20 protein-coding genes are annotated in these 11,712 nt (G+C 62.1%); 10 read left to right on the top strand and 10 right to left on the bottom strand.

The window, feature by feature from the left end; genetic code table 11:
* Nucleotides 1-142: 142 nt before the first annotated feature.
* The gene (locus tag GGD65_RS11630) at nt 143-763 is read right to left on the bottom strand and encodes an imm11 family protein (protein ID WP_018319205.1); all 621 of its coding nucleotides are present in this window, start codon (nt 761-763) and stop codon (nt 143-145) included.
* A gap of 62 nt (nt 764-825) precedes the next feature.
* Entirely contained in the window at nt 826-1,560 is a 735-nt protein-coding gene (locus GGD65_RS11625; RefSeq protein ID WP_312017696.1) for a DUF4261 domain-containing protein, read from the bottom strand.
* Nucleotides 1,561-1,774: 214 nt separating this feature from the next.
* Here GGD65_RS11625 and GGD65_RS11620 point away from each other — a divergent pair, with 214 nt between their 5' ends.
* Nucleotides 1,775-2,239: a GNAT family N-acetyltransferase gene (locus GGD65_RS11620; RefSeq protein WP_179735697.1), complete on the top strand. Its 465-nt coding sequence runs from the start codon at nt 1,775-1,777 to the stop codon at nt 2,237-2,239.
* A gap of 83 nt (nt 2,240-2,322) precedes the next feature.
* On the opposite strand, the gene GGD65_RS11615 is transcribed toward GGD65_RS11620, so the two are convergent.
* Together GGD65_RS11615 and GGD65_RS11610 are read right to left on the bottom strand one after the other, a co-directional pair.
* Nucleotides 2,323-2,550, bottom strand: a complete 228-nt coding sequence (locus GGD65_RS11615; protein WP_026202141.1) for a hypothetical protein — start codon at nt 2,548-2,550, stop codon at nt 2,323-2,325.
* Nucleotides 2,551-2,728: 178 nt separating this feature from the next.
* Entirely contained in the window at nt 2,729-2,923 is a 195-nt protein-coding gene (locus GGD65_RS11610) for a hypothetical protein (protein ID WP_049814922.1), read from the bottom strand.
* Between the two features lie 404 nt (nt 2,924-3,327).
* Between GGD65_RS11610 and GGD65_RS11605 the strand changes: the two genes are divergently transcribed.
* The 3 genes from GGD65_RS11605 to GGD65_RS11595 all read left to right on the top strand — a co-directional run bounded on the left by GGD65_RS11605 (nt 3,328) and on the right by GGD65_RS11595 (nt 4,439).
* On the top strand, nt 3,328-3,543 hold the full coding sequence (locus GGD65_RS11605) for a dodecin family protein (RefSeq protein WP_026202140.1): 216 nt from the start codon (nt 3,328-3,330) through the stop codon (nt 3,541-3,543).
* Between the two features lie 158 nt (nt 3,544-3,701).
* A complete protein-coding gene (locus tag GGD65_RS11600; protein WP_092261766.1) occupies nt 3,702-4,013 on the top strand; it encodes a hypothetical protein in 312 nt (103 codons plus the stop codon).
* Between the two features lie 207 nt (nt 4,014-4,220).
* Nucleotides 4,221-4,439, top strand: a complete 219-nt coding sequence (locus GGD65_RS11595) for a hypothetical protein (protein WP_143109132.1) — start codon at nt 4,221-4,223, stop codon at nt 4,437-4,439.
* 159 nt (nt 4,440-4,598) lie between these two features.
* Here the strand turns inward: GGD65_RS11595 and GGD65_RS11590 are convergent, their stop codons facing one another.
* Nucleotides 4,599-4,769: a hypothetical protein gene (locus GGD65_RS11590; protein ID WP_018319197.1), complete on the bottom strand. Its 171-nt coding sequence runs from the start codon at nt 4,767-4,769 to the stop codon at nt 4,599-4,601.
* A 330-nt stretch (nt 4,770-5,099) separates the two neighbouring features.
* Here GGD65_RS11590 and GGD65_RS11585 point away from each other — a divergent pair, with 330 nt between their 5' ends.
* Both GGD65_RS11585 and GGD65_RS11580 read left to right on the top strand, forming a co-directional pair.
* The gene (locus tag GGD65_RS11585) at nt 5,100-5,300 is read left to right on the top strand and encodes a hypothetical protein (RefSeq protein WP_018319196.1); all 201 of its coding nucleotides are present in this window, start codon (nt 5,100-5,102) and stop codon (nt 5,298-5,300) included.
* Complete coding sequence (locus tag GGD65_RS11580) at nt 5,297-5,503, top strand: hypothetical protein (protein ID WP_018319195.1); 207 nt, start codon at nt 5,297-5,299, stop codon at nt 5,501-5,503. Before GGD65_RS11585 ends, GGD65_RS11580 begins: the two co-directional genes overlap by 4 nt.
* Here the strand turns inward: GGD65_RS11580 and GGD65_RS11575 are convergent.
* The 4 genes from GGD65_RS11575 to GGD65_RS11560 form a co-directional block, all read right to left on the bottom strand.
* Nucleotides 5,497-5,766 (bottom strand): DUF6894 family protein, encoded by a 270-nt coding sequence (locus GGD65_RS11575; protein WP_179735701.1) that lies wholly within the window; start codon nt 5,764-5,766, stop codon nt 5,497-5,499. The genes GGD65_RS11580 and GGD65_RS11575 overlap by 7 nt on opposite strands.
* A 142-nt stretch (nt 5,767-5,908) precedes the next feature.
* On the bottom strand, nt 5,909-6,157 hold the full coding sequence (locus GGD65_RS11570) for a hypothetical protein (RefSeq protein WP_018319193.1): 249 nt from the start codon (nt 6,155-6,157) through the stop codon (nt 5,909-5,911).
* Nucleotides 6,158-6,653: 496 nt separating this feature from the next.
* On the bottom strand, nt 6,654-6,881 hold the full coding sequence (locus GGD65_RS11565; protein WP_091965624.1) for a hypothetical protein: 228 nt from the start codon (nt 6,879-6,881) through the stop codon (nt 6,654-6,656).
* A gap of 338 nt (nt 6,882-7,219) precedes the next feature.
* Nucleotides 7,220-7,522 carry a hypothetical protein gene (locus GGD65_RS11560; RefSeq protein ID WP_246783248.1) on the bottom strand — a complete coding sequence of 101 codons (303 nt, stop codon included), beginning with the start codon at nt 7,520-7,522 and terminating at the stop codon, nt 7,220-7,222.
* Between the two features lie 329 nt (nt 7,523-7,851).
* Between GGD65_RS11560 and GGD65_RS11555 the strand changes: the two genes are divergently transcribed.
* The 4 genes from GGD65_RS11555 (at nt 7,852) to GGD65_RS11540 (ending at nt 11,118) form a co-directional block, all read left to right on the top strand.
* On the top strand, nt 7,852-8,172 hold the full coding sequence (locus GGD65_RS11555) for a hypothetical protein (RefSeq protein WP_018319188.1): 321 nt from the start codon (nt 7,852-7,854) through the stop codon (nt 8,170-8,172).
* Between the two features lie 25 nt (nt 8,173-8,197).
* On the top strand, nt 8,198-8,824 hold the full coding sequence (locus GGD65_RS11550) for a hypothetical protein (protein ID WP_018319187.1): 627 nt from the start codon (nt 8,198-8,200) through the stop codon (nt 8,822-8,824).
* A gap of 580 nt (nt 8,825-9,404) precedes the next feature.
* Nucleotides 9,405-9,590 carry a hypothetical protein gene (locus GGD65_RS11545; RefSeq protein WP_020508701.1) on the top strand — a complete coding sequence of 62 codons (186 nt, stop codon included), beginning with the start codon at nt 9,405-9,407 and terminating at the stop codon, nt 9,588-9,590.
* A gap of 235 nt (nt 9,591-9,825) precedes the next feature.
* Entirely contained in the window at nt 9,826-11,118 is a 1,293-nt protein-coding gene (locus GGD65_RS11540; RefSeq protein WP_018319185.1) for an NRAMP family divalent metal transporter, read from the top strand.
* Nucleotides 11,119-11,173: 55 nt separating this feature from the next.
* On the opposite strand, the gene GGD65_RS11535 is transcribed toward GGD65_RS11540, so the two are convergent.
* Nucleotides 11,174-11,458: a hypothetical protein gene (locus GGD65_RS11535; protein WP_183235339.1), complete on the bottom strand. Its 285-nt coding sequence runs from the start codon at nt 11,456-11,458 to the stop codon at nt 11,174-11,176.
* Nucleotides 11,459-11,712 lie beyond the last annotated feature (254 nt).

The raw sequence follows: 11,712 nt of genomic DNA, 5'->3' as shown, positions 1-11,712 counted from the left end.
CGAACAGGCCACGACAACAGACACCGCAAATTATCCTGCACCAATCGGACGATGAGCCGCAGACGAAACCGAGTCTCTCGCCTTTTTGGTCGGCGATCTTCTCCAAGTAGGACTTCAATATCGGCAGCCGCGGCACATCAGGTCAATACTTCGTCGCATCGGTGAATCCAATGCCCCTGATCCCCGCTTCCTTGCACGCATCCTTCAGGACTTGGTCGCAGACGACCATGGGATAAAAGGCGAGCCTGAAAATATGAGCCGCCCCGACGCTATCCTCTTTGAAGACAAGACTGCTTCTTCTACTCAGATTGTAAACCTTACGATCGGGCGTGCGATACTCGATCTCAAGAACCGATTTTGCTTCGTCGACAGCATCGAGAACCCTGACAATATCACAAAGCCAATAAGCTGGCGCCGCACGGCCATCCCGGTATTGGGTCTCGCATCTGACAAAACGAACTCCCTCCAGATCCAATGTTTCGAGAAGGCTCTTCATCCGGTCGGAAACGAGCCGGTAGTCATGAAAGAGCTCCCAGTCCGCGGGAGCGCGACCGAGAGACTTGTCGATGACAAGTCGCGGCGTTTCAGGGAAAGACACGAAGCCCCGCTCCCGCGGCGGAATGAGAACCAGGCGTCCGCCTGTGAGAGTTGCGAGATTGTCCATCTCCCATCCCGGCGCCGTGTGAAACCCGCCGAGGCCGACGACATAAAACTTTCGATTCTTTGCCTTGGCCCGGCGCCTCTTTGGTAGGGAATCGACCATCAATCTTCACTCATTTACGAAGGTTGTTTCGTATTCCGTGGCAGTGTTCCGATGCCGCCCATCTAAACAGAATCATCCACACAGTAAAACACCGGCAGTCCGCCAAACGCATCGGAGTTCTTGTGACGAACCTGGATACGCTCGCTCGCGCTTGCCCCGATCGTGTCACCGTCCTTCACCACGCTGCCATGCTCGATCAGATACACGGCAAGCCCAACCACCTTGTCGAACAACGCCGAAAGCGTGAGCTTGCCGGTCACGAACTCGATCTCACGACCGACGAAGGCGGACAGTCCCATCGTGACCGCGGCGATCTTCGCGCCTGTCCGGAACGGAAGAATGTCGACCCATAGCCTAAAGGGGTAATCAGGATACGGTGCGAACGAATCGCGGGACATCTCGCGCCAGAGATCGGCAGGCCGCGCGACCCGGCCCGCCCAGACCACGCCGCAGCACTCAGGCATCGTCGCAATCAACGCACCGATGACTGCGGTCGTGATGCGCGCGGCGACCAGCGGCTGTTCGCTCTTACCGAGCATCGATACGATCATATGACCTCGATGCCGGGCGGCCACCGCCTTGCTCTCCGGCCACGTCGTCGCAGCGCGTGCCCACAGTCCCTGATCGTCCGGGATGGGTGCCGGCATCGACATCACGGCGACAAGCTCGTTGCCGCAACGAATGAGCGGCGAGTTTGCTCGAGCCTGCGGTGCACGCCCGTCGTCCATCGTCTCCGTTGCCAACTCCGGATGCCGGGCGTGAAGGACCTCTGCAACCGCTGACATGTCCGGCGTCACCGGATTATCCAATAAGACCAAAGCGAGAAGGGAGCTACTCATCGACGACCCGCGGAAATTTGGGGACGAGACGCGATCCGCTGCGCCGCTCGCCCAACAGTTGAAGTATTTCGACTACCTAGAACAAAACGGGAACATTGTCAACCAGCCTTTGTTTGCGTCATATTGCGCGGGCGCAATCCGAGTGTCGGCACAGCTCCCAAACGGTCCCCCCATGTTCTCAATCCACCCCGACGATCTCACCTCCGAACCGACCCGCCGCTTGCTCGCGCTGCATCTCGCCGGCATGCATGCGAGCTCGCCGCCGGGCCACGTTTTCGCGCTCGACCTGTCGGGGCTGCAGGTGCCCGGGGTCACCGTGTGGTCGGTGCGCGAGGGCGACGACGTCGTCGGCATCGGCGCGCTGAAGGAGCTGGGTGACGGCGGCGCCGAGGTGAAGTCGATGCGGACCCACCCGGATCATCTGCGTCGCGGCGTCGCGGCGCTGCTGCTGGACCACATCGTGCGCGAGGCGAAGGCGCGCGGGCTGACCCGGCTGAGCCTGGAGACCGGAAGCGGCCCGGCGTTCGAGCCGGCGCTGGCGCTGTACCACAAGCGCGGCTTCGTCAACGGCGAGGCGTTCGCCGATTACCAGGCGAGCGCCTTCAACCAATTCCTGCACCTTGCGCTTCGCGCCTGATCCGGCGCGCGGACGCCACGACGAGACTCGGCTCCAGCAGATTGGCGCGGCCAGATAGCGGGCGACGCCCGAGACATTTCAACTCAGATGGCAGCTCCGGCCAGCAAGAAAGTGCCGCCAAGTGCGACCATCACAAGTCCAGGCCAGTTCGATTTGATGCCGAAGCCGCCACCCGGCCTTTCAGGCTCCAGCGTGTCACGCCCGGAGCGAAGCCACCTTCCACCGCTGAATCGGCCTCGCCAGATGGGCTGAAACGCCATCTGGAGTATGCCGCCGAAAACAAGCAGCACACCAAGCCATATGAGGGTCATGCTCACCTCCTCTACCCGTGAACGCCGATAGTGCTGCGCCGGAAACCTGGTCCATTCAGCGTCTATCGGTGGCTCTCGGAATCAGACCGACCTTGAAAGCCGCCGGACGCACCAGCGCGCCGCGCGCAGGCTGGGGATCGCACTCACCGAAGCTCAAGGCTATCTCCAAGCATCCCGCTTAGTCTTCGTCCGGCTCGCGCACGACCGGCGATTCGTCGGTTTGGTTCTCCTCCTCGTCTTGCTCTTCGTCCTCATCCTCTTCTTCGTCGTCATCTTCTTCGTCGTCAGGATCTCGAGGCGGGATCGTGTTGCTCATAACCGCGAAGACATGCCAGTCGATCCTGGCAGGAACCAGTTCGGGGCGTAGGGTCATGTTGTTGCTCCTCGGATGTGAGCCCTGGGCACTTTACCCCTTTTTCGGCGAGGCAGGTGACCGAGATGGTTCGCGTGCGAGCCAGAGCTTCCTTCCAGAGCTTCCTTGGGGCCATCTTTCTCGCGCTCGGCACGAGCCATAGCCGTTTTGTTTGGGCGTGAGCTTGCGCGCCAACGGGATCGTGCTGCCTTCCGGTCCGGGGCAGACTGAAAAGAGACAGCCAATCAGACGCATTTCCGTCGATCCGCCATGAGCGGACACGATGGCGTCGGTCCGGCAGTTCATTCGGAGCCAAGAGCCGCCCCTCCGCCAGCAGTTTGTCCCTTCTCGGCTCCGTCCGAAACGGTATCAGCGTCGAGATCCTGATGCTAGATTTCCTGGGTCATACCGAACAGGAGGACGACATGGCTGATAGCGTCTACAAGGTCATAGAACTGGTCGGTACCAGCAGCGACTCGTGGGAGAAGGCGGCCGCCAATGCGGTCGAGCAAGCAGCGAAATCTCTCCGGGATCTTCGCGTTGCAGAGGTCATCAAGCTCGACATGCAACTGGATGAAAACGGAAAAGTTGAGGCCTATCGCGCCAAGCTCAACGTGTCGTTCAAGTTCGAGGGCTCCTAGCCTCGGCACCTCGGCCCCCACTTGCGGGGCGAGGATGGCTGATTGGAAAGGCGCGTTGCGCGGGCCCAACGGTCGGTGTGACCCATCCAGAGGAGGCCCTAGTCCAACCAGGGCCGATGTGCTTTGATGCGTGGGGGCGTGTAGCGCGTGGTGGCCCCATGTACATGGTCATTCGCAAGTACGCCAAGGTTCGTTCGGTCGCGGACGCTGCTCGCCGCGCCAGGAGCGGCGTCGGCGAGATCCTAAGGCAATCGCACGGATTCAAATCTTACTATGTGCTTGATGCGGGCGACGGTGTTGGTATCGCTGTGATGATATTTGACGACTGCGAAAGCGCCAATGCAGCGAATGCCAAGATACTCGCGTTTGTTCAGGCAAGTCTGCCTGACCTCGATCTTGGAGTGCCCGAAATCACGACCGGCGAGGTTTTGGTGCACATGGAGCCCAATGGGTCCTCGGGCATAAAGTAGCCGCAAGCGCCGCCAGTTGCGTGGGAGCGCCGCCCTCTTTCTGATGTCGTCGAATTTCGGACTCGTGCGTTGTAGCGAACGGAATGCGTCTCATTCATCCGCACATGGTCATCGCACAGGGTGATCCCATGGGCGGTCCAACCGCATACCGTCCGATCAAGTGCGCTACCTGGTTTTGTAGCAGAATGGCCGCAGGAGAAGCCGATCATGACTGACGATCAGGTCAATCTCGTCGTTCAGCACCTTTGCGAGCAATTGCACCTTGCGCTCCGATTGAAGAACAGCGAGGCACATCCACCAAATGCCAAGGATATTGGATTTGATGCTGCCTCTGTCAGAACCGTATTGCTGACCGGGTTGCGTTCGGCGGATGTCACGATCCGCCACGAGGCAGCCGGGGCGAGCGAAGAGCCGCCGTGGTCCTGAACGCAAAACGCGGGACAGAAGCTCAGCGCCAATGTCTCAGTCGGGTCATTGGCGACGGGACCAGACCGACAGCAAGTCCGGCGATGTCCATTGTGCCGCCGGAAGCGGAAGTAAATTCAGAGCGGGCATCAGTGGCTGGATTCGACAAGCACCCACGCGTCAGCCGGTATCCGCGTCCGGCTCCTGCTTTTTCGGAGGCGCCTCTGTTGTCTTGCGTCCCAGAAACGTATCGGGCGGCGACTGGTTCAGCAGCTCGCGGGCCTCGCGCAAAAGCTGTCGCATGTATTCTGCCTGCTCATGATCGGCAGGCAACGGCCGATAAACCCGCATCGGTATGCTCCTTCGCTTTGCAGGCGGGAGCACGCTGGGTCTCTCAGCCACCGACGCCTACGGACAAATCCTTGGCCGGTGATGTCTTGCAAACGACCAGAGGTCGCTTTGGTTCAAAAGTGAACTTAGCTCTCGTGTCGCACTCAAGATGAGTAAGTGGCTCAAATGACTGAACTTGCACCCGAAAATTTAATTTGCGGACATACCAAATGATACAGACTCGGCGCCGCCGGCGGCGTAGCGTTAATACATCACCGCAAGGCTCGTGGCATTTATCGGTGATGAGAACGCCAGTTTGCGCTCCCGCCTCCGCGAACAGGGAGATGCGCCATGCTGACGCGGCGTCGTTTCAAACAGACCAGGACTCTCAGCGAAAGACTCGCCGACGAAGCCACGCGCTGTCGCGAGGAAGCGCGCGCGCTCGCGCCGGGGCGCCGCCGGGAGATGCTGCTGCGCCGGGCGCGGCAGGACGAAACGGCCATGCAGATCGAGGCCTGGCTGCGCTCCCCCGGCCTGAGGGCACCGACATGATGCAGCAATATCGCGCTTATCTCGTCGGCGAGAACGGGGTCTTCCGCTCCGCCGAAGCGTTCGAGGCTCCGTCGGATTCCTCCGCTCTCAGCTTCGCACGACAGTACACCCGTCATGGCAAGGTCGAGGTGTGGCAGCTCGGCCGGAAGATCGCCGTGCTGGATCCCGAGCCGTCGCCGCCGGACGCGTTGACGCGTCAATGATCGCGTGATGGCGATCGCGAGGTCGGAGTCTCGATCTCGAACCAGAATGTCAGCTGCATGACGGGACCGCTGGCGTCGCGAACGTCGATCGCCATCGTCTGCCGGCCGCCCGTGGGCGGCGCGGAAAGAACGGCATCGCGTGCCATGTCGGCAAGCGACTTGGCGGCCTCGGCCCGAACGGCGCGCGGGCTGGCCAATTCCAGCCCTTCCTCGTCGAGCGCAATTCCCTGCTGATCGCGAAGGTCGAAGTAATAACGCGGCATCGTTGCATCCTTTGCCCTAATAGGCCCGGGACGGGCAAAGGTTTCCAAATGCGACGAAAAATTCGCTAGGGATCAACGGGTTCCGGGAACGCCGCCGAGGTCGATCCGGCAGGACGGGGACTTTGCCTGGCTGCGCGGCCCCCTATTCCTCCGCAAGCTTGTGCTCGATATAGGCATCCACCGTCTCGGCGAACGAGCGCTGCACGCCGACCGCCACATCGTGCTGGTCCAGTGCGTCGCGCTGGAGCACGCGCAGGCCGCGCCCGCGGGCGCTGAGCGGCGCCGTGTTCAGATACTGATCGATGGCACCTTTGGCGAGCGGGATGGCCTTGGGATCGCCCCTGGCGATCAGGAGCCTGAGCAGGCTCTGGCATTCGGCCAAACCTGGCATGGGTTCAGCCTCTCACCTTTGCTGCGATTTCGGCTTCGGCCGCTGCACCGGCTGGGTGTGGGTGCCGAACAGCGCCAGCAGGAACGCGACTTCTTCCTTCGAACCGATCTGGATCATGATTGTCTCTCCTCTTCGCTCCGTTGGTCGGGACGAGCGGGCGCGGAGTTCAGGACGATCTGGTTTCAGCAATGTTTCAGCCGTGTTTCGTCGGACGGGGGGCTCGGGGTGCTGCCTGCTTGTGTACAGAATTGAACCTGGTCACCGCGAGGTCGTCTGCGCGGCAAGCGGACGAAGCGTCACATACAACAAGCCCGCGCGGATCGCTCCACGCGGGCTTTTGCTTGACGCTTGCGCAACCTCACTCGCAAGGGGGCCGTGGACGCGCCAGGCACCCTCGGCATCCATTCTCAGTGCATGTGGCCAATCAGATAAACGCCGCCACCGAGCACGATCACGGCCGGGACGGCCAAAGCAAAAGTACAGGCATCTGTCCTTCTCAGTTCGACGTGCAGACCTTGACGGTCTTCATGCCGGCCTCGGCTTCAGTCCTGGTCTTGTACACGGTGTCACCGCTGACGACGGTCGTTTCCGTGGTCGTCGGCTTCGCCTCCGTGATCGTGCACTTCTTGGTCTTGACGTCCTGCACCACGTAGAACGACTGCGCGAATGCGGGAGCCGCAAATGACGTCAACACGGCAGCGGCAATGATGGTCTTGATGTTCATCGTGTCCTCCTCCAGCAGTCCGGTCATCCGGACCTGTCTTCTTCAAACATACAAAATTACCACTTGTTCCCGATCGAGCCTGAACCGACAGCCGCCGCCAGCGTTGGTGCGAAAACTGGAGGCCTCGATGCTGGATATGAGACTTGTCACGACCTCGCTGGCGATGCTGATTGCACTCTTGTCCGTGGCTCTGGCCGAACCTGCCAGGGATCAAGCCCGGCCAGCTGGTCAAGGCTCCGCCGAGGCTCGTCCGATCCGCGTCATCCTTCCCGCACCTTGGGAGCCCGCCAGGACGCAAGCCGACGCACAATCGTCGAAGTGAGGCGGCCGCCGTTCAATCACATGCGGGCCTTCGAACCAGCCGTTTTCACGGGCTTGCGCCTCTGAATCACAAGCCGCAAGGCGATGCCGTGCTGCCAGGCACGCACTCTCACCGCCGCTTCGCTTCGATTGAGCTCGCTTGCAATCTCGTCCGGCCGCCGGCCTGCTTCGGCCAATGCCTTCAATCGCTCGTGGTCTTGCGCCGTCCATTTCTTCAGCAGCGGGTAGCCAGATTGCATGATGGGAGCCGTCTCGATTTCCCGGCGACAATGGGCCGGAGCAGTTGAAGTTCCGAAGGCGAAAAACCAGTTAAGCGGCATGGGAGCGACCCCAGGCACCTCGGGGTTGGACGTGGGGAGCGAAAATGCCGGGGCCGCCAGCGCGCCAACTCAACGCGCGCGCTCCGGCCATCATCCGCCCCTCACGCCTTCGTGCCGTATCAATTGATGCGGCGGCTGAAATAAATCTGCCAACGGCATCCGCACGGCGCGCATAAACGGGGCAAACTGGCAGACGTTCCTAATCTGGTTCGATGCACACGCACATTTCGCGCGAGACAGGCTGCGGCACTCGGCATCTGCAAACGGAAGCAACCAATTCGAATCTCACTTGTTGTCGCGGGCACTTTCACCTGCTGGAGGACAAAAAAATGCGACGTCTTACTCTACTTGCCACGACCATGCTGCTGCTCGGAGCGGTGCCCGCCAGCGCGCAATCGCAGCCTGCCCAGAGTGGGCCGGGCAACAACGCCGTCAACAGCTCGGACCAGAACAACTCGAACAAGCCGGTCGCCGGCCGCAACAGCTTCACCGAGGGGCAGGCCAAATCGCGGATCGAGGATGCCGGTTATTCCAACGTCTCCGGCCTGCACAAGGACAACGAAGGCGTCTGGCGCGGCAAGGCCGACAAGGCCGGCAGCAAGAGCGACGTCAGCGTCGACTTCCAGGGCAACGTGAACCCCACCAAGTAACAAGCAATCACGAGGAGACCGAACAATGACAGTCACCATCTCACGTCTTTACGACAATTACTCCGATGCCGAACGTGCCGTGACCCGGCTCGAAGGCGCCGGCGTGCCGCATTCCGATATCAGCATCGTCGCCAACAATTCGGACAATTGGTACGGTTCGCGGTCCGGCAAGGTCGACCGCGATCGCGACGGCGTCGACGATCGCGCTGAAGGCGCCGGGACCGGAGCCGGCATCGGCGCCGGCCTCGGCGGCGCAGCCGGCCTGCTCGCCGGGCTCGGCCTGCTGGCAATCCCCGGCCTCGGGCCGGTCGTCGCGGCAGGCTGGCTCGCCTCGACCGCTGTCGGCGCGGCTGCCGGCGCGGCCACGGGCGGCATCGTCGGCGCCCTGACGCAGGCCGGCGTCTCCAGGGAAGATGCCTCGCGCTATGCCGAGGGCATTCGCCGCGGCGGCACGCTGGTGTCCGCAAGGGTGCCCGACCAGGACCGCTCACGCCTCGATGCGCTTCTCCACGATAAGTCCGTGAACCTTCAGGACCGCAGCGCGGCCTGGCAGAAAGCCGGCTGGACCGACTTCGATGCCGCAAGCCCGCCCCTGTCTCCCGAGGACATCGGCCGCGAGCGCGAGCTCTACGGCGTGGGCACGCGGCGATAGAGCAGCCCAGACCCGGCACGACAAAGGCCCCGCGGTGCGGGGCCTTTTTTCCTGTCGAGAGCCGATCCTCATATCGATGCTACGCATCAAGTCGGGCAGTAGCAATCGCGAGACATTTCCTGCCATTCAACCGCTTCAGTCGGCGGTTGTTCAGGCGCTTCACCGTGTGGGCCCGCCCCAGTTCTCTTCATCACCCGCTCGGCTATAAGCACTCGCATGCGCAATTCTTCCAGCTCAGCGAGTTGTAGAATGAGCACTTCAACTCGTTCATGAAGAAGTGCGACATCGTGTGCGCAGACAAAGGGATGCATTGTCGGTCCCCACGTTTTCGGTATTTCAAGATTTGGCCCAGCGCTGGACCGGGAAATTCTGGCAATTCCGGCGGGGGCCCGCACTTACATTCAGCAAGGTGCACCGCACTAACGAATGCCTGTTCCTGCTCCGGAACAAGGCGATCCGTGCGTTTTCCGACATTTGACTCAAATGCAACCTACCGAATTCGGCAGGATGCAATCTCTTCGCGCCATGCTGGGACATGTACTTGCGCGAATGCAATCGGGAAAGCGTCGGAGAGATTGCCATGTACTACGTCGCCGCTGCATTGCTGGTGCTGTCGGGACTGTTCTACTCCGCGAGCCATCACGAGATCGGCTCGTTCGGCGTCACCATGTGCAGCTATGGCGGCGCGTTCTGCGATAACCCGCTGATCGTCTTTTCCGGCGCGGCGCTGGCCGCCGCCTGGGGCATGTTCGTCAGCGTCAAGTAGCGCGGCCGACGTCCTTCATCCCCAAAGTCCCGCCGCCGACACCAGTAGCCTCGCGGACTACTTGCGAGAATCTGGGCTGCGGGAATTTTTGCGATGATGGCAATCTACACCTGTTTTGCCCGACAGTCAAGTCGACTTAGCATTATCAGAAATCGATAGGACGCCGGCGCGGCGAGGAACTTTCGTTTCCCGATTAGCATTTGCATAAAAGCACCCGCCCGACGAGGTCCCGTTCATGAGCGACAGCGCTCTCACGCCGACGAAATCCGCGCCGTCGCTGCTGCAAAGGCTGGGGCCGGGCCTCATCACCGGAGCTGCCGACGACGATCCTTCAGGCATCGCCACTTATTCGCAAGCCGGCGCGCAATTCGGCTACGGGCTGCTGTGGACGGTGTTTCTGACCACGCCGTTCATGATCGCCATCCAGCTCGTCAGCGCGCAGATCGGCCGCGTCACCGGCAAGGGGCTCGCCGCCAACGTCATGCAGATCGCGCCGCGCTGGGCGGTGCTGGCGCTGGTCGCCATGCTCGTCGCCGCCAACACGTTCAACATCGCCGCCGACATCGCCGCGATGGCCGAGGCGCTTTCGCTGGTCATCGGCGGCCTCAACCACGAGCACGCGCTGATCTTCGCGGCGGGCTCGACCCTGCTCCAGGTCTTCCTGCCTTATCGCCGCTATTCCCCGGTGCTGAAATTCCTCACCTTGGCGCTGTTCGCTTATGTCGCCACCGCCTTCACCGTCGAGATCCCGTGGAGCACGGCGCTGCTCGCCGCGGTGTGGCCGAAGGCCAATGTCAGCGCCGACTATTTTCTGATGGTCGTCGCCGTGCTCGGCACCACCATCAGCCCCTATCTGTTCTTCTGGCAGGCCTCGCAGGAGGTCGAGGAGATGAACCAGGGCAAGCGCGACAAGCCGCTTCGCGACGTCAAGCGTGGCGCCGGCCCGGAGCTCGCGCGCATCAGGGCCGACACCATCTCCGGCATGCTGCTGTCCAACGGCATCGCCTTCTTCATCATCCTCACCACCGCATCGGTCCTGCACGCCAACGGCGTTACCAGCATCGGTTCGGCGACGGAGGCGGCCGAAGCGCTGCGGCCGCTCGCCGGCGACTTCACCTTCGCGCTGTTCGCGCTCGGCATCATCGGCACCGGCCTGCTCGCCATCCCCGTGCTGGCGGGCTCGGCCGCTTACGGCGTCGCAGAGATCTTCGGCTGGCGCGCCACGCTGGAGGCCAAGCCCGATGAGGCGGTCGGCTTCTACACCATCATCGCCGCGGCAACGCTCATCGGCTTCGGCCTCGGCTTCACCGGCATCGACTCCATCCACATGCTGGTGTGGAGCGCGGTGCTCAACGGCATCGTCGCCGTGCCAATCATGGCGATGATGATGCTGATCGTCTCGAGCCGCGCGATCATGGGCCGCTTCAGGGCCCGGTCATGGCTGATCGCGCTGGGCTGGCTCGGCACCGCGCTGATGGCGCTGGCCGTGCTCGCTCTGCTCGGCTCGTCGGTGATCGGTCGAGGCTAGAGCGGCGACAACGCCACCGAGATCTGCGAGGCGGCTCCACTCATCGTGAGCGAAATTACGGCGTCACGGGGTTGACGGTCGGCGAGGTCTTGGGCCCCGGCCGCGACGGCTCGATCGGCGATTTCGGTTTGGTCGGGAGTACCGCAGCACCAGCCGCCCGGGCCGCTTCTCCCGTGGTCGCATACATCGCAATATGGGCCGGCTGGGTCTTGGCGCGGCTCCAGGGGCCGTGATCGACAATCAGCATTGCCGCAATCGTCACGCCAGCCACGATCATCGCGATCACACCGGGATGGCGGAGGGCGGCAGAGATGGAGCTCGCGAAACGAGTATTTGTCATCGAAAGATCCGCTGTTGTCCTCATGCAGGGTTAATTCAATGGCGCCCCTCCCGGTTCCCCCGCCTCCTTGGGGACGGGCGGTTCCACCCTGCAGAGGCCACGATCCTGCGGTCGGGAAATCGACCCGGCCCGGCACCGCATTGCCGAACCGAGTGAATAGCTTCACGCGGCTGAGTGTGAAGCGCGGCTGCAAGCGGCTCCGATGTGGGTCGGCATGAAAAGGGCCTCCAAATGGAGGCCCTCGATCTCGATAA

Origin of the sequence: Bradyrhizobium sp. CIR18 (genome assembly GCF_014198295.1) — a bacterium.
In the GTDB taxonomy this organism is placed as follows: domain Bacteria; phylum Pseudomonadota; class Alphaproteobacteria; order Rhizobiales; family Xanthobacteraceae; genus Bradyrhizobium.
Note: the sequence above shows the minus strand (reverse complement) of the source record. Positions and strands in the feature narration are given on the sequence as shown.

Excerpts from the sequence above, each read along its gene's own strand:
- GGD65_RS11615 (WP_026202141.1), bottom strand. The coding sequence starts at position 2,550 with ATGACCCTCATATGGCTTGGTGTGCTGCTTGTTTTCGGCGGCATACTC.
- GGD65_RS11620 (WP_179735697.1), top strand. The coding sequence starts at position 1,775 with ATGTTCTCAATCCACCCCGACGATCTCACCTCCGAACCGACCCGCCGC.
- GGD65_RS11595 (WP_143109132.1), top strand. The coding sequence starts at position 4,221 with ATGACTGACGATCAGGTCAATCTCGTCGTTCAGCACCTTTGCGAGCAA.
- GGD65_RS11580 (WP_018319195.1), top strand. The coding sequence starts at position 5,297 with ATGATGCAGCAATATCGCGCTTATCTCGTCGGCGAGAACGGGGTCTTC.
- GGD65_RS11605 (WP_026202140.1), top strand. The coding sequence starts at position 3,328 with ATGGCTGATAGCGTCTACAAGGTCATAGAACTGGTCGGTACCAGCAGC.
- GGD65_RS11570 (WP_018319193.1), bottom strand. The coding sequence starts at position 6,157 with ATGCCAGGTTTGGCCGAATGCCAGAGCCTGCTCAGGCTCCTGATCGCC.
- GGD65_RS11565 (WP_091965624.1), bottom strand. The coding sequence starts at position 6,881 with ATGAACATCAAGACCATCATTGCCGCTGCCGTGTTGACGTCATTTGCG.
- GGD65_RS11540 (WP_018319185.1), top strand. The coding sequence starts at position 9,826 with ATGAGCGACAGCGCTCTCACGCCGACGAAATCCGCGCCGTCGCTGCTG.
- GGD65_RS11590 (WP_018319197.1), bottom strand. The coding sequence starts at position 4,769 with ATGCGGGTTTATCGGCCGTTGCCTGCCGATCATGAGCAGGCAGAATAC.
- GGD65_RS11550 (WP_018319187.1), top strand. The coding sequence starts at position 8,198 with ATGACAGTCACCATCTCACGTCTTTACGACAATTACTCCGATGCCGAA.
- GGD65_RS11585 (WP_018319196.1), top strand. The coding sequence starts at position 5,100 with ATGCTGACGCGGCGTCGTTTCAAACAGACCAGGACTCTCAGCGAAAGA.
- GGD65_RS11575 (WP_179735701.1), bottom strand. The coding sequence starts at position 5,766 with ATGCCGCGTTATTACTTCGACCTTCGCGATCAGCAGGGAATTGCGCTC.
- GGD65_RS11555 (WP_018319188.1), top strand. The coding sequence starts at position 7,852 with ATGCGACGTCTTACTCTACTTGCCACGACCATGCTGCTGCTCGGAGCG.
- GGD65_RS11600 (WP_092261766.1), top strand. The coding sequence starts at position 3,702 with ATGTACATGGTCATTCGCAAGTACGCCAAGGTTCGTTCGGTCGCGGAC.
- GGD65_RS11610 (WP_049814922.1), bottom strand. The coding sequence starts at position 2,923 with ATGACCCTACGCCCCGAACTGGTTCCTGCCAGGATCGACTGGCATGTC.
- GGD65_RS11630 (WP_018319205.1), bottom strand. The coding sequence starts at position 763 with ATGGTCGATTCCCTACCAAAGAGGCGCCGGGCCAAGGCAAAGAATCGA.
- GGD65_RS11545 (WP_020508701.1), top strand. The coding sequence starts at position 9,405 with ATGTACTACGTCGCCGCTGCATTGCTGGTGCTGTCGGGACTGTTCTAC.
- GGD65_RS11560 (WP_246783248.1), bottom strand. The coding sequence starts at position 7,522 with ATGCCGCTTAACTGGTTTTTCGCCTTCGGAACTTCAACTGCTCCGGCC.
- GGD65_RS11535 (WP_183235339.1), bottom strand. The coding sequence starts at position 11,458 with ATGACAAATACTCGTTTCGCGAGCTCCATCTCTGCCGCCCTCCGCCAT.